Source organism: Teichococcus aerofrigidensis (genome assembly GCF_054073225.1).
In genome coordinates this window covers 1-19,769 of sequence record NZ_JBSXMU010000070.1, presented here as the reverse complement: position 1 = coordinate 19,769, position 19,769 = coordinate 1, and the positions used below count along the sequence as shown (strand labels likewise).

Annotated in this window: 20 protein-coding genes, 1 tRNA gene and 1 pseudogene; 7 read left to right on the top strand and 15 right to left on the bottom strand. The window is 71.7% G+C overall.

The genetic code is table 11. From position 1 onward, the window contains the following. Positions 1-1,089: AsmA family protein (locus ACVMLK_RS14375; RefSeq protein ID WP_457486760.1), on the top strand; the 1,089-nt coding region annotated here is incomplete at its 5' end. Between the two features lie 69 nt (positions 1,090-1,158). Here ACVMLK_RS14375 and recA read toward each other — a convergent pair. From recA to ACVMLK_RS14360, 3 genes are all read right to left on the bottom strand, one after another. Beyond that, complete coding sequence (gene recA / locus ACVMLK_RS14370; protein ID WP_198364835.1) at positions 1,159-2,199, bottom strand: recombinase RecA; 1,041 nt, start codon at positions 2,197-2,199, stop codon at positions 1,159-1,161. Positions 2,200-2,417: 218 nt separating this feature from the next. Next, on the bottom strand, positions 2,418-3,950 hold the full coding sequence (locus ACVMLK_RS14365) for an ATP-binding protein (RefSeq protein ID WP_457486759.1): 1,533 nt from the start codon (positions 3,948-3,950) through the stop codon (positions 2,418-2,420). A gap of 31 nt (positions 3,951-3,981) precedes the next feature. Continuing rightward, entirely contained in the window at positions 3,982-4,212 is a 231-nt protein-coding gene (locus ACVMLK_RS14360; protein ID WP_457486758.1) for a hypothetical protein, read from the bottom strand. A gap of 117 nt (positions 4,213-4,329) precedes the next feature. Here ACVMLK_RS14360 and ACVMLK_RS14355 point away from each other — a divergent pair, with 117 nt between their 5' ends. Beyond that, a complete protein-coding gene (locus tag ACVMLK_RS14355; protein ID WP_422924255.1) occupies positions 4,330-4,566 on the top strand; it encodes a hypothetical protein in 237 nt (78 codons plus the stop codon). A 6-nt stretch (positions 4,567-4,572) separates the two neighbouring features. Here ACVMLK_RS14355 and speE read toward each other — a convergent pair whose 3' ends face one another. Both speE and speD read right to left on the bottom strand, forming a co-directional pair. After that, positions 4,573-5,442, bottom strand: coding sequence for a polyamine aminopropyltransferase (gene speE, locus ACVMLK_RS14350; RefSeq protein ID WP_422924257.1), 870 nt, complete (start codon positions 5,440-5,442; stop codon positions 4,573-4,575). 79 nt (positions 5,443-5,521) lie between these two features. After that, positions 5,522-5,980 (bottom strand): adenosylmethionine decarboxylase, encoded by a 459-nt coding sequence (gene speD, locus ACVMLK_RS14345; protein WP_198364830.1) that lies wholly within the window; start codon positions 5,978-5,980, stop codon positions 5,522-5,524. Between the two features lie 297 nt (positions 5,981-6,277). On the opposite strand from speD, the gene ACVMLK_RS14340 reads away from it, so the two are divergent. Both ACVMLK_RS14340 and ACVMLK_RS14335 read left to right on the top strand, forming a co-directional pair. Next, positions 6,278-6,368: transfer RNA gene (locus ACVMLK_RS14340), tRNA-Ser, on the top strand. A gap of 187 nt (positions 6,369-6,555) precedes the next feature. Further along, positions 6,556-7,299, top strand: coding sequence for an SDR family NAD(P)-dependent oxidoreductase (locus ACVMLK_RS14335; protein WP_457486757.1), 744 nt, complete (start codon positions 6,556-6,558; stop codon positions 7,297-7,299). Between the two features lie 15 nt (positions 7,300-7,314). Here the strand turns inward: ACVMLK_RS14335 and ACVMLK_RS14330 are convergent, their stop codons facing one another. The 5 genes and pseudogenes from ACVMLK_RS14330 to ACVMLK_RS14310 form a co-directional block, all read right to left on the bottom strand. Beyond that, complete coding sequence (locus ACVMLK_RS14330; protein ID WP_457486756.1) at positions 7,315-8,100, bottom strand: SDR family NAD(P)-dependent oxidoreductase; 786 nt, start codon at positions 8,098-8,100, stop codon at positions 7,315-7,317. 41 nt (positions 8,101-8,141) lie between these two features. Beyond that, positions 8,142-8,855, bottom strand: coding sequence for an ABC transporter ATP-binding protein (locus ACVMLK_RS14325; RefSeq protein ID WP_457486755.1), 714 nt, complete (start codon positions 8,853-8,855; stop codon positions 8,142-8,144). Between the two features lie 160 nt (positions 8,856-9,015). Continuing rightward, positions 9,016-9,240: pseudogene (locus ACVMLK_RS14320) on the bottom strand (ABC transporter substrate-binding protein); the annotation flags it as partial. Between the two features lie 233 nt (positions 9,241-9,473). Next, positions 9,474-10,418 (bottom strand): alpha/beta hydrolase, encoded by a 945-nt coding sequence (locus tag ACVMLK_RS14315; RefSeq protein WP_457486754.1) that lies wholly within the window; start codon positions 10,416-10,418, stop codon positions 9,474-9,476. 74 nt (positions 10,419-10,492) lie between these two features. Continuing rightward, on the bottom strand, positions 10,493-12,139 hold the full coding sequence (locus ACVMLK_RS14310) for a flavin-containing monooxygenase (protein ID WP_457486753.1): 1,647 nt from the start codon (positions 12,137-12,139) through the stop codon (positions 10,493-10,495). Positions 12,140-12,309: 170 nt separating this feature from the next. Here ACVMLK_RS14310 and ACVMLK_RS14305 point away from each other — a divergent pair, with 170 nt between their 5' ends. Next, positions 12,310-13,206 (top strand): LysR family transcriptional regulator, encoded by an 897-nt coding sequence (locus ACVMLK_RS14305; protein WP_457486752.1) that lies wholly within the window; start codon positions 12,310-12,312, stop codon positions 13,204-13,206. A gap of 5 nt (positions 13,207-13,211) precedes the next feature. Here ACVMLK_RS14305 and ACVMLK_RS14300 read toward each other — a convergent pair whose 3' ends face one another. The 5 genes from ACVMLK_RS14300 to ACVMLK_RS14280 form a co-directional block, all read right to left on the bottom strand. Then, positions 13,212-14,315, bottom strand: a complete 1,104-nt coding sequence (locus tag ACVMLK_RS14300; RefSeq protein WP_198364819.1) for a toxic anion resistance protein — start codon at positions 14,313-14,315, stop codon at positions 13,212-13,214. Next, on the bottom strand, positions 14,312-15,037 hold the full coding sequence (locus ACVMLK_RS14295) for a hypothetical protein (protein ID WP_422924276.1): 726 nt from the start codon (positions 15,035-15,037) through the stop codon (positions 14,312-14,314). The genes ACVMLK_RS14300 and ACVMLK_RS14295 overlap by 4 nt, the downstream gene beginning before the upstream one ends. Continuing rightward, positions 15,034-15,222 carry a hypothetical protein gene (locus tag ACVMLK_RS14290; protein WP_198364817.1) on the bottom strand — a complete coding sequence of 63 codons (189 nt, stop codon included), beginning with the start codon at positions 15,220-15,222 and terminating at the stop codon, positions 15,034-15,036. The genes ACVMLK_RS14295 and ACVMLK_RS14290 overlap by 4 nt, the downstream gene beginning before the upstream one ends. Before the next feature lie 45 nt (positions 15,223-15,267). Next, positions 15,268-17,265 carry a PhoX family protein gene (locus ACVMLK_RS14285; RefSeq protein ID WP_457486751.1) on the bottom strand — a complete coding sequence of 666 codons (1,998 nt, stop codon included), beginning with the start codon at positions 17,263-17,265 and terminating at the stop codon, positions 15,268-15,270. Positions 17,266-17,347: 82 nt separating this feature from the next. Continuing rightward, positions 17,348-18,052, bottom strand: a complete 705-nt coding sequence (locus ACVMLK_RS14280) for a GntR family transcriptional regulator (RefSeq protein ID WP_457486750.1) — start codon at positions 18,050-18,052, stop codon at positions 17,348-17,350. An 89-nt stretch (positions 18,053-18,141) separates the two neighbouring features. Here ACVMLK_RS14280 and ACVMLK_RS14275 point away from each other — a divergent pair, with 89 nt between their 5' ends. Together ACVMLK_RS14275 and ACVMLK_RS14270 are read left to right on the top strand one after the other, a co-directional pair. Beyond that, positions 18,142-19,320, top strand: a complete 1,179-nt coding sequence (locus ACVMLK_RS14275) for a benzoate/H(+) symporter BenE family transporter (protein WP_457486749.1) — start codon at positions 18,142-18,144, stop codon at positions 19,318-19,320. Positions 19,321-19,535: 215 nt separating this feature from the next. Then, positions 19,536-19,769: hypothetical protein (locus tag ACVMLK_RS14270; RefSeq protein ID WP_457486748.1), on the top strand; the 234-nt coding region annotated here is incomplete at its 3' end.

Here is a 19,769-nt window from a genome sequence, read left to right as displayed (position 1 = left end):
TCGACGGCATCGAGACGGAGTACCGCCGCGCCCCAGCCGGCGGGCGGCACCCCGGCGGTTCCGCCCCGCCCGCCCCTGCCCGCCGAGGCCGGGCCGCGCCGCGTGATCCCGGCCTTGCCCCTGCCGCTGGCGCGCCTACGGGGGCTGGATGCCGAGGGACCCCTGGACATCGCAGAGCTGAGGCTGCGCGGCGTGACCTACAGCCAGATCCAGGGCCATCTGGCCCTGGAGGGCGGGCAGCTCCGGATCGCCCCCCTGGCCTTCAGCCTGCCCGGCGGCCGTCTGGCCGGCAGCCTGGCCGCCGATGGCGCTGCGGCCCCGCCCCGCCTCTCGCTGGCGCTGCGGCATGAAGGCGGCGGCCTCGACCTCCGGCCGCTGCTGCAAGGCTATGGCCTGCCGCCCCAGGGCAGCGGCCTGCTGGAGCTGGAGGCGGATCTGCAGGGCGCGGGCGAAGATCTCCGGTCCCTGGCTGGAACGCTGAGCGGTCATCTGGCACTGGCCATGGCCAATGGGCAGATCGAGAACCGCCTGCTGGAACGTCTGGGCGGTGAGTTGCGCCGCCTGATGCTGCCGGGCGCCCCGGCGGAGGCGGGAACGGCGCTGCGCTGCCTGGCGCTCCGCCTGCAGCTGCGTGATGGCATCGCCCGGCCGCAGGCCATGCTGATCGAGACCGGCCTCGCCGACGTGGTGGGCAGCGGCGAGATCGATCTGGGCCAGGAGCGGCTGGCGTTGCGACTGCTGCCGCAGCTCCGGCTGGGCGGCCTCGGCCTGACGGCGCCGGTGGTGGTGGGCGGCAGTTTCGCGGCGCCCAGCTACCGCCTCGATTCCGCGCGGGTGCCCGAAGCGGCCGCCGGCATCCTGGGGGAGTTGATGAGCCGGCAGGCGGAAAGCGGCGATTCGGTCCTGGGGCGGCTGGCGCAGCAACTGGCGGACCGGCCCGCCGGAAGCCTGCCGGATTGCGCGCAGCAGCTGAGCGTGGCCCGGGGTGGCCATTCCGGCCCGGTACCGGCCGAATCCCCCGCGCCGTCAGGCGGCCGCCCGCGCGCCCCCGGGCCAGTCGACATTCTGCGCGGCCTGCTGGGCCGCTGACATGGCAAGGGGCCCCACGGGGCCCCTTATCAGACTCGCGCCACTGCGTGAGGCAGCGCCGCTTCCGCCCTACTCGGCGGCCGCGGCGTCCCCCTCCTCCTCGGGCCCCGCCAGCATGCTGTTGGCGACGACGCCAGCCTGCGCGCGGATGCGCTGCTCGATGCTCTCGGCCATGGCCGGATTGTCGCGCAGGAACTGCTTGGCGTTCTCCCGCCCCTGACCGATGCGCTGGCTGTCGCAGCTGAACCAGGCACCGGACTTCTCGACCACGCCCGCCTTGACGCCGAGGTCCAGCAGCTCGCCGACCTTGGACACGCCCTCGCCATACATGATGTCGAACTCGACCTGCCGGAACGGCGGCGCCATCTTGTTCTTCACCACCTTCACGCGGGTCTGGTTGCCGGTGACTTCCTCGCGGTCCTTGATCTGGCCGATGCGGCGGATCTCGAGCCGGCAGGAGGCATAGAACTTCAACGCGTTGCCGCCCGTCGTCGTCTCGGGGTTGCCGAACATGACGCCGATCTTGAGGCGGATCTGGTTCAGGAAGATCAGCAGCGTGTTGGAGCGAGAGACCGAGCCGGTCAGCTTGCGCAGCGCCTGGCTCATCAGCCGGGCGTGCAGGCCGACATGGCTGTCGCCCATCTCGCCTTCCAGCTCGGCGCGCGGCACCAGAGCGGCGACGGAATCGACCACCAGCACATCGACCGCGCCGGAACGCACCAGCGTGTCGGCAATCTCCAGCGCCTGCTCGCCCGCATCGGGCTGGCTGATCAGCAGGTTGTCCACATCGACACCGAGCTTGCGGGCATAGCCCGGGTCCAGCGCGTGCTCGGCATCAAGGAAGGCACAGGTGCCGCCGCGCTTCTGCGCCTCGGCGATGGCGTGCAGCGCCAGCGTCGTCTTGCCCGAGCTTTCCGGCCCGTAGATCTCGACGATGCGTCCCTTGGGCAGGCCGCCGATGCCCAGCGCCAGATCGAGGCCGAGCGAGCCGGTCGGGACGACCTCGATCTCGTCCGACTGCTGCTTGGCCCCCATGCGCATGATCGAGCCCTTGCCGAAGGCCCGTTCAATCTGGCTGAGCGCGGCATCGAGCGCCTTGTTCTTGTCCATTCTGGAACCCCTTCGCCAAGCGGCTGTCTATATGGATCGGAGACACTGACCGGTTCAGTGCTTATCCCGGCGCGATGCATTCGATAAGGCAGGGCCAGGATATCATTTTCCTGTGACGTCAGTGAACCCAGAGAGCTATTCAATCCCAGGTTTAATTCTCTGCCGCCCCAGATTTCGAGTTCCCTATATGTTCGCTTCTGCCTCGTTCCGCAAGAGGATCAGCGTGGAAGCAGGGCCTTCACCGCCTCCACGAGCTGGGCCGGCGCATAAGGTTTGGCCAGGAAGCGAAGACCCTCGCCCTCCACGCCCGTCTCGACCATGGACGGCGCATAGCCACTGGTCAGCAGGACCGGCAGGGCCGGGAAGCGATGCCGCAGCCAGCCGCAGAGCGCCAGGCCGTCCATGCCGGGCATGATGACATCGGATACCAGGGCGCGAGGCGCGAGCCCGGCTTCCACCAGCTCCAGCGCCGCCTCGGCATCCTGCGCCGCGACCACCTCCCAGCCCGCGCGGCGGAGGCTGCGCTCCGCGAGCTGCCGCAGCAGCCCCTCATCCTCGACCAGCAGCAAGGGTGCCGCTGTTCCGCCCGCCGCCATCAGGGGGGATGGCACCGGGCCTTCCGCCGCACCATCGGCAACGGCCTGGGGCGCGGCCTCCTCGACGCGGGGCAGCAGGATGCGGAAGCAGGTCCCCTCTCCTGGCCGGCTGCTCACAGTCAGGTAGCCGCCCGACTGGCGGACGATGCCATGCACGGTGGCGAGACCCATGCCGGTTCCGCCCTGCTGGGCACGGCTGGTGAAGAAGGGTTCGAAGATGCGCGGCAGGATCTCCGGCGGAATGCCCAGACCGGAGTCGCTGACCTCCAGCACGGTCCATCGTCCGGCCGGCACCGGTTCCGGCATCGCCGGCAAGGCCTGCAGCAGCAGTTGCCGGCCGGTGGCCAGTCGCAGCCTGCCACCCGTCGGCATGGCCTGGCGGGCGTTCATCGCCAGGTTCATGACAACCCGGTCCAACTCCGACGGGTCGATCCGCACCGTGCGCTCCGGCTTCTCCAGCGCCAGCTCCAGCCGGATGTCAGGCCCCAGCAGCGGCGTCAGGAGCCGGGCCACACCGGAGACCGCCTGGTTCAGCGGCACCAGCCGTGGCGCCAGGACCTGCTGCCGGGCATAGGCGAGCAACTGCCGCACCAGCCCGCCGCCGCGCTCCGCCGCCTCGCGGATCTGCTGCAGCTCCGCCGCCGCCGCGGGGCCCGAAAGCCGCTCCGCGCCCTCGGCGGCGCCGAGGATGATGGCCAGGATATTGTTGAAGTCGTGCGCGATGCCGCCCGCCAGGGTGCCGAGCGTCTGCAGCCTCTCGGCCTCGGCCACCTTCGCCGCCATCAGCTGCCGCTGCGCCAGATCCTGCAGCAGCAGCACCGCCCCGCCATCGGGCAGGCCGAGGCGGATCGGCGCCACGGGCAGGCCGGGCATGCCCTCGGGCGCGATCAGACGCAGCTCCGCCGGCGCCGCGCCGCCCCGGGCCAGCCATTGGGTCAGCAGGGATCGTGAATCTGGCTGGAACAGGGCGTCCGGCGCCATGCCGGCCTGCACCGGATAGGCGGGGCCGAGGGCGCGGCGAAGAGCCGGATTCGCGCCGCGGACCCGCCCCGACCGCTCCAGCAGGAGCGCGGCTTCGGGAAGCGCCTCGAACAGGGCCTCGAAGGCGCCCTGGCGCTGCTCTCCCAGGAGCCACAGATCGGCAAGGCGCTTCATGACCGGATGATATCCTCACGAAGCGGTGATGTCAGTCCCTATCCTCCGCCAGCAGGGCGAGGGCTTCCGTGACCAGGGCCAGGCTGGTCCGCAGGGACCGGGCGTGCCCGGGCGGGGAAACCGGCCCGCACGCCGGCGCCTCCGGCACGATCCGCGACCATGCGCCCTGCTCGCGCGCGGCGCGGCGGGCGCGTTCCAGCAACTGCGGCCGCTCCGACTGCAGTCGGCGGACCGAGATCTCCAGCGCCCGCGTCAGTTCCATCCATCCCGCCCCCTGGCTTCCGGGTGGCAGGATCGCCGCAGGAGGCAAGGAAAGGGTTAAGGAGGCACGGCGCACCGTCGCAGCGAAGTGTTAGGGGATCGCGGTGAGGATGGCGGCATGAACGACCCCGCCCTCCCCGCCGTGCTGGCCGGCCTCGCCACGCTCGACGCCACCCTGGCCCTGGCCGAGGGGCTGCGGCAGGGCCGGCGCGCTGTCGACCTCAGTGGGATCGAGGCCGAGGTCGGTGGCCTGTGCCTCGCCGCCCTGGCCCTGCCCGCGCGGGCGCGCGGGGAGGTTCGCGCGCCGCTGGAAGGTCTCCGCCGCCGCCTGGAGAGGCTGCTGGCGGAGCGGTGAGCGGGTTCAGCCCTGCGGCAGGTGCCGGCTGATATAGGGCGGCAGGTTGAAGGCGCCGGCATGGATCTCCGGCGTCCAGTACTCCGTCCGGCCCAGGATTCCGGCGGCCTCGGCGCGGTCGCGGAGGGTGGCGCTGTCCACCTGGCGCAGGGTGGCATCCTTCGCCGCCCAGCCCAGGGTCATGAAGCCGCCGACATAGGTCGGCACGGCGGCGACATAGGCCCAGATGTCCGGGAAGGCCTTGCCGCGGCGGACGGACGTCTCGGCCAGTTCCTCGGCCTGCATGATCGGCACGCCGCACTGGTTGACGATCAGGCCGCGATCGGACAGCAGCCGCGCCGCGTTGGCATAGAACTCGTCGGTGAACAGCACCTCGCCGACGCCGATCGGGTCGGTGGAATCGACGATCACCACGTCGAAGCTGCCGGCCGGCGCCTTTCGGACGTAGTCGATGCCGTCGCCCACGATCACCTCGGCCCGCGGGTCGTTCCAGGCCTCGCCACCGATGTGGGGCAGATGCTCCTTGCACAGCCGGATCACCTCGCCGTCGATCTCGACCATCACGGCCTTCTCGACGTTGCGGTGCTGCAGAACGCGCTTCAGCACGCCGCCGTCACCGGCACCGATGATCAGGACGCGCCGGGCATCGCCATGCGCCAGCAGCGGCACATGGGCCAGCATCTCCTGATAGACGAACTCGTCCTTCTCGGTGATCTGCACCACGCCATCGAGCAGCATCACGCGGCCATGCGTGTAGCTCTCGAAAATCATGATGTCCTGGAAGTCGCTCTGGACGCGGGCCAGCTCGCGCTTCACCTGGAAGCGCTGCCCCCATTCGGGATAGAGGGTCTCGTTCACCCAGGAATCGGTCGGCATGGGGATGTATCCTCGTGGAACGCGAAGAGGGCGGGACCTTAGGATCCCGCCCCCGGCCTCGTCACGTGACAGGCTGGCGTCAGCCGATCAGGCCGCGCTTGTGCTCGGCGAGCTGAACGCGCTCGGGCAGGAAGCCCTTCTTCAGCACCGGCACCGCCTTGTAGGGGTTGCAGATGCCGCAGACGAAGATGTCGAGCGCGGCATAGGACCGCTCGGGCCAGGTGTGGATCGAGACGTGGCTCTCGGCCAGGACCAGCACGCCGCTCACGCCACCATTCGGGGAGAAGTGGTGGAAGTGGCCGTGCAGGATGGTCGCGCCGGTCTCGATCGCGGCCTCGCGCAGCACGGAATCGATGTGCGCGGGATCATCGAGATTGGTCGCGCCCCACAGATCGACGATCAGGTGCGTGCCGGCAAAGCGCACGCCGTCGCGCTCGACGAAGTAGTCCTTCGCCTCGCCGTTCGGGCTGTCAACAAACTGGGCTTCGCTCGGGCTGCTATCCGAAACCATCCCCAGCGGAGAAACGAGAGCGTCCATGGTTTGAGGGCTCCTTCCCACCAGAAGATGACCAGGGCGATCGGGGTCGATCAGGTCAACGGCGGCGCATATGGGGCACAGCGGCCCGGGCCGCAAGAAAAATCGGGGTTTTCGGGCCGAAAAAATCGCGGGTCCTTCCTGCGTTCAGCGCGTATCTCTTCGCGCCACCCCCGGGGAGGGTCCGCAAATGCCCCCCGTAAGGGCTGGGTGGTTGCGGAAAAACTCCCGTCCAGTCTGAGCCTGCGCTCTTCCCTCTTGTCGGACGGGCAAAGGCTGCTATACCCCCGGCCCTGCGCTGGATGGGTGGCCGAGCGGTCGAAGGCGCACGCCTGGAAAGTGTGTATACCTCAAAAGGGTATCGTGGGTTCGAATCCCACCCCATCCGCCAGTTCCCGCCCTGCTCCGTCATCCTCGCGAACCGCCCTGGCCTGCCACCGCAGACCGGAGGAATGGCGTTGTGACTTCCCTCTGGCTAGGCCCGGCGCGAAAGCCCTAGCGTGGCCGGGCCCGATGCATGGCGGTCCCATGCGGGGTGGACGGGGAACCAACCCCGCGACAGGGGGAAGCCGATCACCATGACCAAGCCGGACAGCCATCCCTTCTCGCTCGATGGCCAGACCATCCTCATCACCGGCGCCGCGGGTGGCATCGGCGGCGCCACGGCACGGCTCTGCGCCGCGCAGGGTGCCGGACGGCTGGTGCTGGCGGACCGGGAATCGTCCGAGCGGATCGCCGGCCACGTCGGCGCCCTGGACGCGCCGTTCTCTTGCCACCGCCTGGATGTCAGCGATCGTGCCGCGGTGGAGCGGCTGGTCCGCGAGGCGGGGGAGATCGACGCGCTGATCGACATGGCCGCCATCTGTCCCGCCGACGACTGGATGAACGAGGACTGGGACGCGGCGCTGCAGAGTGTGCTGGATGTCAATGTCCGCGGCCCGATCAACCTGACGCGCGCCGTCCTGCCCGGCATGGCGGCCCGCGGGCGGGGACGGATCGTGCTCTGCGGCTCCATCGCCGGCTGGATGGGAGGCGTCGCCTCCGGGCCGCACTACGCCTTCTCCAAAGGCGGCCTCCATGCCTTCGTGCGCTGGCTGGCACGGCGCGGGACGCCGCAGGGCGTGCTGGTCAACGCCATTGCCCCGGGCCCGGTGGAGACGCCGATGACGGCCGGCCGGGACTACCGGCCGGAGCAGTACCCGCTGCGGCGCATGGCCCTGCCGGAGGAGATCGCCGCCGCCGCGGCCTTTCTCGTCAGCCCGGGCGCCGGCTATGTCTCCGGCGCCGTCCTCGACGTGAACGGCGCCCTGCACTACCGCTGACGGCGCGCGGGCGCCTCAGCGGGCGGGGCGCAGGCCGCCATAGGTGGTCAGGTGCGCCCCCGCCAGCCAGCCGGCATCGACCGGCAGATTGATGCCCGTGATCGCCGCCGCGTCCTCCGAGAGGAGGAAGGCGACGGCCGCGCCGATCTCCTCGGGCCGCACCATGCGGCCCAGCGCCGAGGCCTCGGCCAGCAGGGCGGGATCGCGCAGGCCGCGCTCGATGGCGGCCTGCACCGGCGGCGTCGCGACATAGCCTGGCGAGACCGCGTTCACCCGCACCCCGGACCGGCCCCATTCCGCGGCCAGGCAGGCCGCCATATGCACCGCCGCCGCCTTGGACGGCGCATAGGCGTGCAGCGGCGCGGTGCGACTGGCGGTGATCGAGCCGGTGACGACGATCCCGCCCCGTCCCCGCGCCGCCATGCGCCGGCCGGCGGCGACGCAGGACACATAGACGCCGCGCAGATTGACGGCGATGACGCGGTCGAACTCCTCCAGCGCCAGCCGCTCCGGCGGATCCCCGGGCTGGATCAGGCCGGCATTGGCCACCAGCGCCTCCAGCGGCCCGAGCCGCGCCTCGACATCGGCGAAGACGGCCTCGGTGGCCGCGGCGTCGGTGACATCGAGCGCGACGGCCTCGGCGCCCAGCGTCTCCGCCGCCGCGCGGGCCGCCCCGATGTTGAGATCGGCCAGGACCACGCGCCAGCCGCGCGCCGCCAGCACGCCGGCCGTGGCCAGGCCGATCCCGCTTCCCGCGCCGGTCACCAGCGCCACGCGGCCGCGCCCCTCATCCCGTGTCATCCTGCGACGCCTCTCCCGTGTTGCATGTCCATGGGCCCGCCCTAGACCGCCAGATAGCGCTGCCTGACGGCATCATCGCCGCGCAGCGCCTCGATCGTGTCGCTGTAGACCACCTGCCCCTTGTCGATCACCGCCGCATGGGTGGCGACGCCGAGGCAGAAATGCATGTTCTGCTCCGCGATCAGGATGGTGACGCCCATCTCGCGAAGCTGCCGGATGAGGGCTCCGATGGCCTGGACGATCAGCGGCGCGAGCCCCTCGCTCGGCTCGTCGAGCAGCAGGATGTCGGGATTGCCCATCAGGGTGCGGGCGATGGTGAGCATCTGCTGCTCACCCCCCGAGAGGCGCCCCGCCATGCGCCGGCGCATCCCGACCAGGATGGGAAAGACCTCGTAGATCCGCTCGGTGGTCCAGTGCCGGTCGCCGCGCGGGCCGGCCTTGGCGCCGACGATCAGATTGTCCTCGACCGTGTGCTCCGGGAAAACCTGGCGGTCCTCCGGCACATAGCCGACGCCGGCTCGCGCCACGAGGTAGGGCGCCTTGCCGGCCAGGCTGGTGCCGGAGAGCATCACCTGCCCGCGGCGCGGCGGCGCGATCCCGGCGATGGCCTTGAAGGTGGTGCTCTTGCCCGCCCCGTTGCGGCCGAGCAGCGCCATGGTCTGGCCACGGCCGACGGACAGGTCGATGCCGAACAGGATCTGGCTGGCGCCGTAGAAGACGTCCGTGCCGCGCACCTCGAGGATGGGGGAAGCCATGTCTCAGCCCTCCGCCACGGCGAGACGATGATCGGTGCCGAGATAGGCGTCGATCGCAGCTGCCTGATGGCGGTCGGCACCGGCGGGTCGCCCAGGGAGGAGGAGCGCAGCGCGATACTGGCGAAGAGGCGGTAGAGGTTGCTCTGCTCGATGAAGCTGACCAGATCGCCTCGCCGTCGATGATGATCTCGCAGCCGTCATTGTTGATGAGGTCGCGCGTCACCTTGGCGGCCTCGTCCGGGCGGCCCTTGGAATCCCGCTCCACCAGTTGCAGCGTGCGTCCGCCCAGGCCGCCCGCTTCGTTGATGCGGGCGAAGGCATACTGCACCGCGTAGCGGCTGGACGTGCCGAGGATGGCCACGCGGCCCGACAGGATCGTCGGCATGCCGACACGGATCACCTTGGCCTGGGCGCCGGCGATGCGCGGCGAGGCCAGCACGGCCGCACCGGTCGCCGCGCCGGCGAGCAGGGCGCGCCGCCCCACCTGCTTTGCACTCTTGAACATTCCCGTTCTCCCTGTTGCCGGCGGGCTTCGCGCCCATCTCGGTCGTTTCTTCGTTGATTTTCCGTCATGGTGGCTGTCGCCGTTCCATGGCGTCAACATGTTCGGCGCCGCTCTCACCAGGCGCGTTTCAGGATCCCCGCCGCGAAGGAGATGACCTCGCCCACCGGCGCGATGACACGATCCATGCTGAGCACGGCGTGCATCTGGTCGGCGAGATGCAGGGCGGTGACACGCACCTCCTCCCGCTCCAGCCGCGCCGCATAGAGCTGCCCTTCCGAGCGGAGCGGATCGTGGCCGCAGGTGAGCACGAGGGCCGGGGCGGCGCCGCGCAGGCTCGCCGCCCGCGCGGGCGAGGCGCGCCAGTCGGTGCGGTCCAGAGGCGGCGGCAGGTAGTGGTCGATGAACCAGCGCATCGTCGCCGCCGTGAGCGGAAGCCCGTCGCGGAAGCGCTCGTAGCTCTCGCCGGTCATGGCGAGGTCGACGGCGGGGTAGAGCAGCATCTGGAAGGCGACCGCCGGCGCATCGCCATCGCGCGCCATCAGGGCCAGCACGGCGGCCAGATTGCCCCCCGCGCTGTCGCCACCGACGGCGATGCGCGTGCGGTCGATGCCGAGGGCCCCGGCCTCCGCCGCCAGCCAGCGCAGCGCCGCCAGACCATCCTCCAGCGCCGCCGGATAGGGATGCTCCGGCGCCAGCCGGTAATCCACCGCCAGCACACAGGCGCCGAGGTGGTGCGCGAGCTGGCGGCAGAGCGAATCATGCGTCTCCAGCCCGCCCAGCACCCATCCGCCGCCATGGAGAAACACCAGGCAGGGCGAGAGCCCACTCTCCGGCGCCGCGCCACCCCGGTACAGCCGCAGCGGCACGGGCGGCCCCTCCCCGCTCCGCGCCACCAGATCCCTCACCTCCGGCAGCCATGGGCCCGGCGATTGCAGGACGCGCGCGCGTTGCAGATGGGCGGCGCGCGCTTCCGCCGGCGTCTGCGTCTCGAAAGGCCTGCTGCCGGCCTCCCGCGCCGCCCGGAGCACGGCGAGGACATCCGGATGAAGGGCTGGCATGGGGTTCCTCCTCCCATGGACGGCCGGGGGCGGTCGCCGCCGCCTCCCGGCCAAGGTCTCGTGCCGCCGGCGGCTCAGCGCGCCAGCACGAAGCCCTCATAGTCATTGGCCGCCACCTCGGCGCAGCGGCGCGCGTAGTTCGCCATGCCGCCCGCGTAAGGCATGAAGACGCGCGGCTTGCCCGGCACGTTGGCGCCGAGATACCAGGAGCTGTTGGCCAGGGGCAGCAGCGTGGCGTTGGCGGCCTCGTTCACATGCGCCACCCAGCGTTCCGCCGCCTCCGGCCGCGCCTCGATGCGCTGCAGCCCCTGCCGGCGCATGTGCCCGATGCAGGCGGTGATCCAGTCGACATGCTGCTCGATCGCGACGGGCATGTTGGTCAGCACCGAAGGGCTGCCGGGCCCGGTGATGGTGAACATGTTGGGGAAGCCCGCGACCTGCAGGCCGAGATAGGTGCGCGGCCCGGCCGACCAGGCCTCGCGCAGCGACAGCCCGTCCCGCCCGCGGATGTCGATGGCCAGCAGCGGCCCCGTCATCGCGTCGAACCCCGTGGCGAAGACGATGATATCGAGCGGATACTCCGCTTCGCTGGTGCGGATGCCGGTGGGCGTGATCGATTCGATCGGCGTCGCCTTGATATCCACCAGCGTGACGTTGTCGCGGTTGAAGGTCTCGAAGTACTCGGTGTCGATCGGCGGCCGCTTGGTGGCGAAGGGATGGTCCTTCGGCGTCAGCATCTCCGCCACGCGCGGATCGCGGACGATGGCGCGGATCTTGGCGCGGATGAAGTCGGAGGCCGTGTCGTTGGCCGCCTTGTTGGTCAGGAGATCGCGGAAGGCGGCCCGGAAGCGCAGCCCGCCCCTCTCCCACGCCGCCTCGTAGCGCGCCAGCCGCGCCGGCTCGTCCAGATCGAGCGGGGAATCCTCGGCGATGTCGAAGGGATGGCCGTTCATGGAGCCGCGCGCTTTCTCCCGGATGGCGGCGTAGTTGGCCTTGATCTCGCGCAGCTCCTCCGGGCCCACCGGGCCGTTGCGGGCGGGGATGCTGTAATTCGCGGTGCGCTGGAACACGGTGAGATGCGCCGCCTGCGCCGCGATCACCGGCGCCGCCTGGATGCCGGTCGAGCCGGTGCCGATCAGGCCGACCCGCTTGCCGGTGAAGTCGACGCCCTCCTGCGGCCAGCGGCCGGTGTGGTACCACTGGCCGGAGAACCGCTCGAGGCCCGCGATGTTCGGGATATTGGCCGAGGAGAGGCATCCCACGGCGGTGATCAGGAAGCGGGCGGAGAGGCTCTCGCCGGCCTCCGTCCGCAGCCGCCAGAGATTCGCCGCCGCATCATACTCGGCGCTGGCGACACGGGTGTTGAACTGGATGTCGCGCTTCAGGTCGAACTTGTCGGCGACGAAGTTGAGGTAGCGGCGGATCTCGCCATGCTCCGGATAGCGCTCGCTCCAGCTCCATTCCTGCTGCACCTCGTCCGAGAAGGAATAGGAGTAGTAGTAGCTTTCGGAATCGCAGCGGGCACCGGGATAGCGGTTCCAGTACCAGGTGCCGCCGACGCCATCGCCCGCCTCCAGCACCCGGGCCTTCAGCCCCAGCTTGTCCCGCAGCGTCAGCAGCTGGTACAGCCCGGCGAAGCCGGCGCCGATGATCACCGCATCATAGGTCGCCGCCGCCGATGGCGCGGCGGGCCGGCTCTGTCCTGGCGCGAGAGATGCCATGGGGACGCTGCTCCCTGATCTTGTCGTTGCATCGTTGGACGTTCTTGGCCCGGACCACCGTCACGGGACGGCGGCCGGCTGGCATGGCCATGACCCTAGGGGGCTTGCGCCCCGGGGCACAATTTCCAAGACTTCCAAACTGGTGTGAACGTCCGTCACAGGTGAATGCCATGGATCGTGTCGCCGAGATGGTCGCCTTCGTCCGCTCGGTGGAGGATGGCGGCTTCTCCGCCGCCGGCCGCAGCCTCTCCCTCAGCCCCTCGGCCATCAGCAAGATGATGACGCGGCTGGAGAACCGGCTGGGTGTCGTGCTGTTCAACCGCTCGCTGCGCAGCCTGACCCTGACCGCCGAGGGCGAGGCCTTCTACCCCGCCGCCCGGCGCGCCCTCGAGGCGGTGGAGGAGGCGGAGGCGATCGCCTTCACCGGGGTGTTGCCCGGCGAGGTGCTGCGCATTCGCTCCATGCCGACCTTCGCCATCCACCGGCTGGCGCCGCTGGTCCCCGCCTTCCGGCGGCTGCATCCCAACCTGCGGCTGGAATTCGTCCTCGGCAACGAGGCCGGCAACCTGCTGGAAGGCGGTGTCGATGTGGCGCTCTACATCGGCGAGCTGCCCGATTCCTCCCTGGTGGCGCGCCGCATCGTCAACATGCGCTGGGTCATCTGCGCCGCGCCGCGCTACCTCGCCGAGCATGGCGCGCCCGCCGCGCCGGAGGAGCTGGCGCGGCACGAATGCCTCAACTTCAACAAGCGCATGCCCTGGAGCACCTGGGCCTTCCGCGACAGCGAGGACTCGCTGCAGCGCATCCGCGCCAGCGGCAGCGTGACCGCCAATCAGGGGCAGATGCTGCTGGCGCTGGCCCTGGCGGGTGTCGGCATCGCCCGGCTGGCGGAGTTCCAGGTCGCCACCGAGCTGGCCGAGGGCCGCCTCGTCCGCCTCTTCCCGGCGGAGGAGGCGCGCATGGACGAGAGCATCTATGCCGTGCACCACAGCAAGCGGCATGTCAGCCACCGCGTCCGCGTCTTCCTGGACTTCCTGACGGCCGCCTTCTCCGGCGAGGCCGCGTGAGGCGCCTACCGCCGGGCCGGGGCGCCGGGGGGCGCGCCCCCGCCCGGCCGCGACGCGCTGAGGGCGCGGCGGATCTCCGCCTCGGCCTTCGCCAGCTCCCGCGTCGCCTGCTGCCTCGCCTGGCGGCCTTCCTCGGCGATGCGCAGGCTGTCCTCCAGCGTCGCCACCAGGCTGGCATTGGCGCGCTGCACCGCATCGATGTCGAAGACGCCGCGCTCCAGCTCGACCCGCGCCTCGGCATTGCCCTGGCGCAGCGTCTCGGCATTGGCGGTGAGCAGCTGGTTGGTCAGGTCGGTGGCGGCGCGGACCGCGGAGCCGGCCTCGCGCATGTTCTGGATGGCCAGGGCCTGGGCCAGCTGGGTGCGCCAGAGCGGCACGGTATTGGCCAGCACCGAATGGATCTTGGCCGCCAGCGCCTTGTCGTTCTCCTGGATCAGCCGCATCCCCGGCAGGGACTGCATCGCCACCTGCCGCGTCAGGCGCAGGTCGTGCACGCGGCGGTCCAGCTCGTCCCGCGCGGCACGCAGGTCGCGCAGCTTCTGCGGCGCCACCGGATCGGCGGGATCGGCGGCGGCGCGCTCGGCGGCGGGGATGGCCTCGGCATCGGTGCGCGCCAGCACGGCCTCGCCGGCGGCGATGTGCTCGGCCAGGGCGTGGAACCAGTCGAGCGTCGCGTCGTAGAGCCGCTCCAGCCGCTCGACATCCTCGAGCAGCCGCGTGCGATGCTGGTCCAGGCGGTCGCCCACCGCCTCGATCTGGCCGCGCACCCCCTCGTAGCGCTGCACGATGGCGAGCGCCTGGGTCTGCCCCCGGCCCGCCAGCCGGGCGAGGCGGCCCATCAGCCCCGGCTTCTCGGACAGCTGCGTCACGTCGAAGCCGCGCAGGGTGGAGAGCAGGCCGGACAACGCCTCGCCCGCCTCGCCCGTCGCCTGATTGCGCGCCGCGCCGAGCATGGCATCGGCCGCGGCGGTGGCGCGGTTCTGCGCCTCGGTGCCGAAGCGCAGGATGGTGGCGGGATCGGCGAGGTCGATCGCGGCGGCCAGGCTATCGACGCGCTCGGCGGGGATGGCGCGGCTCTCGCTCACTTCGGGGGGGCGCGTCGTGCTCATGCGTAACCTTCCTCGCGCAGGCGCTCGGCCAGCACCTTGACCTGAATCTCGAGCGCCTCGTTCTCGGCATGGACCAGCTTCTCGCGCATCGCGCCGCTGCCCCGCGCCATCTCGTCGATCAGGGCGGGCAGGCTCTCCGGCGGCGTGGCGCCGGCCCGCAGGCGGGTGGCGATCCGCTCCAGCCCGTCGAGCTGCAGGTTGAGGAAGCGGCGCGCCTCGGGCAGGGTGCCGGGGCGCCGGTCCAGCTCGGCCAGCAGGCCGCCCAGGGCCAGCGTCGCCGGCCGCAGGCGTGGATCGGACGCTTGCAGACCCGTCAGCCGCGCGCGAGGAACCGCCAGCGGATCAGGCGCGGGCGGCGCCGGAGGCAGGACGGGCTCGGGCGGCGGCGCATCGGCATAGAGCAGCTGCGCGCCGAAGCCCGCCATCAGGCCGAGGACCACCGCTCCGAGCCCCGGCACCAGCGCCGCCAGATGCGCGGCGAGGCCGGTGGCGAGGCCGGTCAGCACGGCGGCGCGGCGGATGCGGCCGCGCCGCAGGTCGCGCAGCGCGAGCCCGGCCAGGCCGAGGCCGAGAAGCGTGCCGACCAGGCGCCTCTCATCGCCGCCCAGCAGGTTGAACAGCAGGGCCGGCGCCAGCGGCATGGCGAGCACCACCAGCACCGTGCCGCGCAGCCGCCGCAACTGCCGCGTCAGCCGGGCCAGCGGGTCGGTCCGGGCGTTCACGTGAAAAGTCCGATGACCGAGCGGATGAAGGCCAGCACGGCGACCATCCAGAGCGAGCAGATCAGCAGGCCGAGGCCGCCAAGGCGGCGCAGGGTCTCGCGGCCGCTCGGCAGCAGGGCGTCGAGGCCGGGGGGCGTGACCGGGCCGGCCGGGGCCGGGCGCGACGGGGTGGCGGGGCGGTTCATGACCATGAGATTGCCCCGCCACCCCCCCGGATCAAGCCGCCCGGCTCAGCTCCCGATCACGCCGCCGCCCTTGCGGGTGATGGCGATGATCGCCGGGCGCGGCGGCATGCCGGGCTGGAAGTCCGGCCAGCGGGTCGAGGGTTCCTCGAAGCTCGCGCCCTTGTCGTCGCCCGGATGCTGGATCGCCAGGAACATCGTGGTGTCGTCCGGCGTCAGGCAGGGCCCGCAGACCTCGGCCCCGGTCGGCGCCTGGTAGAAGAGCCGGGTCAGCGCCCGCCCCTCGCCCGTCGTGTCGGCGGCGTAGAGGCCATCCGCGACCCCGTGGGTCGAGGGCGCGCCGTCGGTCGCGATCCAGATGCGGCCCTTGCTGTCGAAGGTGCAGTTGTCGGGGCAGGAGAGCCAGCCCTCGGGGCTGGTGCCCTGATGGTACTGCGCCCCGGCATCGACGCCCGGCCTGCCGCCGATCAGGAAGATCTCCCAGCGGCCCTCCGGCGCGGCGTGGTCGGCCTGTCCCGCATCGGCGCCGGGCGGGATCATCTCGATGACATGTCCGCTGGCATTGGCGGCGCGCGGATTGGCGGGGTCCACCTGCTCCGGCTTGCGGCGGGTGTTGTTGGTCAGCATGACATAGACGCGGCCGTTCGCCGGATTGGCCTGGACATCCTCCGGCCGGTCCATCGGCGTCGCCTTCAGCAGGTCGGCGGCGCGGCGCGTGTCGATCAGCACCTCGGCCTGGCTGTCGAAGCCGTTGGCGGCGGTCAGCGGGCCCTGGCCGTGCACCAGCGGCAGCCATTCCATGCGGCCATCCTCATGGAAGCGCGCGACATGGAGCGTGCCCTCGTCGAGCAGGTCGCGATTGGCCGCCGGGTCCTGCGGGTTCCAGGCGCGCGCGGTGACGAACTTGTAGACATAGTCGAAGCGCTCATCATCGCCCATGTAGAAGACGACGCGGCCATCCGGCGCGATGGCATGCGTGCAGCCCTCATGCTTGAAGCGGCCGAGCGCGGTGCGCTTCACCGGAACCGACTGCGGATCGTAGGGATCGTATTCCACCACCCAGCCGAAGCGGTTCGGCTCGTTCGGCTCCTTGTCGAGATCGAAGCGATCGACATGGCGGCTCCAGCCATAGCTGCCCTCGCCGACGATGCCGTAGCGCTTGTACATCGCCGCCTGCGCGCCGGTCGTGGCCGCCGCGCCGCCGAAATACTGGTTGAAGTTCTCCTCGCAGGTGATGACCGTGCCCCAGGGCGTGTTGCCGCCGGCGCAGTTGTTCAGCGTGCCGAGGACAAGGCGGCCCTCCGCGTCGGCCGAGGTGCGCAGCCGCGCATGGCCGGCGGCGGGACCGCTGACGCGCATCGGCGTCTCGCCGGTGATGCGGCGGTTCAGCCGGCTGTCGCGCACCGGCGCCCAGCGGCCGTCCTGCCGGCGGATCTCGACGATGCTCATGCCGTGCGCGGCCAGCTCGATCATCGTCTGCTCGCGCGACAGCCGCCGGCGCGCGCCCTCGCCGAGGCTGACCGCCTTGCCGTCCTTCTCCTCGCGCAGCCCGGCGAACATCAGCTGCGGATCGGTATACTCGTGATTGACCGCGAGCAGGCCGTGTTCGGCGCCGCGGCTGCCACGCGGCAGCGGGAAGAAGTCGACATAGTCGTTGTTGTAGCCGAACTGCGCGGCCTGCGCGGCGGCGGTCTGGCGCAGCGGATCGAAGGCCGGCGCGTCGGGCAGGACGGCGTCCCCCCAGCGGATCACGGTCTGGATTTCATAGCCTTCCGGCACCGCGTCGCGCTCGTCCATCCGGTGCGCGATCTCGCGGAAGCCGAGGCTGGACGGCGAGGCCGCGCCGCCGGGGGCGGGCTGGGCCGCCGCCGGGACCGCCGCGGCGAGCAGCTGGTCGGAGAGCGTCGCCGCGGCGCCGGCCCCGAGCAGTCCGCGCAGCGCCGCGCGGCGCGAGAGGCGGCGCTCGATCAGCGCGCCGATCGGCTCGCGCGGCGACGGGTTGCTGCCGATATCCTCGATCTCGATCGGCTTGTGGTCGTCAGGCATGTCTCTAATTTCCTGGCAGGAACGGCGCAGGGGTGCCGCGGCGCGGAAGGACACCAGACTCCGCGTCAGAGCGATGACAGCCTCATGAAGCTTCGGTGACGCCGCCGCGCGTGGCGAAGAAGCGCGCGATGGTCCCCGCCGCGGTATCGAGATGCCGCTCCAGCACGGCGACGGCCGTGCCGGTGTCCCGCGCGCGGGCGGCCTCCAGCATGGCGCGGTGATCCTCCTGCGCCATATGCGCGCGGCCCTGGCTGGCGAGATGAAAGCGCAGGTAGCGATCGAAGGCGATGAGCTGCTGCTCGGCCAGCGCCAGCAGGCGCGGATGGCCGGCGGCGGCGTAGAGGGTCATGTGGAAGCGCCGGTTGAGCAGGCCCATCCGCCCCGCCTCCTGCTCCGCGTCCATCTCGTCGATCAGCGCCGCCGCGTCGCGCAGGGCGTGGTCCGAGAGGCGCGGGATGGAGAGGCGCAGCGCCGCCGGCTCCAGGGCGCGGCGGATGGCGTAGGTATCGGCGGCGTCGGCGGCGGAGATCTCGGTGACCACGGCGCCGCGATGCGGGAGCACGTCGATCAGCGCCTGCGACTCGAGCTGCCGCAGAGCCTCCCGCACCGGCATGCGGCTGAGGCCGAAGCGCGCCGCCAGTTCCTCCTGCCGCAGCGGCGTCCCTCCGGGCAGGCGGCCGTCCAGGATTGCCGCCTTCAGCGTGGCCTCGACGAATTCGGTCGCGGTGCGCCAGCGGAAGGCGAGGCTGGGGCGGAGGGCGTCGAGCGGCGATGGCGGCTTCGGCAATGGAGGATCCAATATCCGGTCGTTGATTGGATCCAATATTACGTTAGTCTGCCATCCGACTTCCAGCGATGAGTCGGGAACAGCGAGCGATGACGCAGCAGCACGAGCGGGGCAACGCGATTCAGCCGGTGGTGGCGGGCGCCCTCGCCTCGGTGGTCGGCTTCGCCAGTTCCTTCACCGTCGTGCTGGCCGGCCTCGCCGCCGTCGGCGCCAGCCCGGCCGAGGCCACCTCCGGCCTGCTCGCCCTCTGCCTGGCGCAGGGCGTGCTGGCCATCCTGCTGAGCCTGCGCCACCGCATGCCGGTGGTGATCGCCTGGTCGACGCCGGGCGCCGCGCTGCTGGTGGCGACCGGCGCGCCGGAGGGCGGCTTTCCCGCGGCGGTGGGAGCCTTCATGCTGACCGGCCTGCTGATCCTGGCGGCCGGGCTGTGGCGCCCCTTCGGTCGCCGGGTGGCGTCGATCCCCCCCAGCCTCGCGAATGCCATGCTGGCCGGGGTTCTGCTCGAACTTTGCTTGGCGCCGATGCGGGCCGTCGGCGCCATGCCGGCCCTCGCCCTGCCGATCGTCCTGGCCTGGGCCCTCGCCTGGCGCTTCGCGCGCCTCTATGCCGTGCCGGTCGCGGTGCTCGTCACCGTCGGGATGATTCTGCTGGCCACCCCCCTGCCCGAGGGCGCGCTGGCGCAGGGCCTGCCGGCGCTGCTGCCGGTGACGCCGCACTTCACCGCCGGGGCCGCCATCGGCATCGCCCTGCCGCTGTTCCTGGTCACCATGGCCTCGCAGAACGTTCCCGGCCTGGCCGTGCTGCACGCCAATGGCTACAACCCGGCGCCCGGCCCGATCTTCACCGCCACCGGGCTGGTCAGCGCCCTGATCGCGCCCTTCGGCGCGCAGTCCGTCAATCTCGCCGCCATCACCGCCGCGCTCTGCGCCGGCCGGGACGCGCATCCCGACCCGGCCCGGCGCTGGATCGCCGCCGTGGTGGGCGGCCTCTGTTACATCCTTCTGGGGCTCGGGGCGGGCTTCGCGGTCGCCTTCATCGCCGCCTCGCCGCCGCTGCTGATCCAGGCGGTGGCGGGACTGGCGCTGCTCGGCAGCCTCGCCGGGGCGCTGACCTCGGCGCTCGCCAACGAGCGGGAGCGGCTGCCGGCGGCGCTCACCTTCGCCACCACGGCCTCGGGCCTCAGCATCTTCGGCATCGGCGCGGCCTTCTGGGGGCTGATCGGCGGCGGCGCGCTGCTGCTGCTGGACCGGGCCTGGCGCCGGGCCTAACACGGGACGGGCCGCCAGCCGGGGCGGCTGTAACACCCCGTCATCGGATGTGACCCCGGAGACGGCCCGTGGGCCCGAAAAGATCGCAGCGGCCCTTGCCCGCCGCGGCGGCTGCTCTATCTGGAGCCCCTCAAACGCCACGCCGCCCGCCTCGACGGGCCCTTTGCCCCTCCGCCCGGTGCCCCGGCACCGCGCAGGACAGGGAGATCTTGCCGATGACCATGCCCACACTGACCCGCCCCTCCCCCGCCGACCAGGCCAACCTGCCGGCGAACCGCCGGCCGGAGCGCGTCATCCCCGCCCTACTGGCCGCGCGCCCGGCGGCGGCCGCCGCCCTGGAGGACGAGACGCCGTTCCTCTGCCTCTGCCGCGCCATGCTGCGCGCGGCGCCGGCGGGGGCGGCCCATGCGGCGCGGGCCGGGGCCGCGCTCGCCCGCGAGGGATGGACC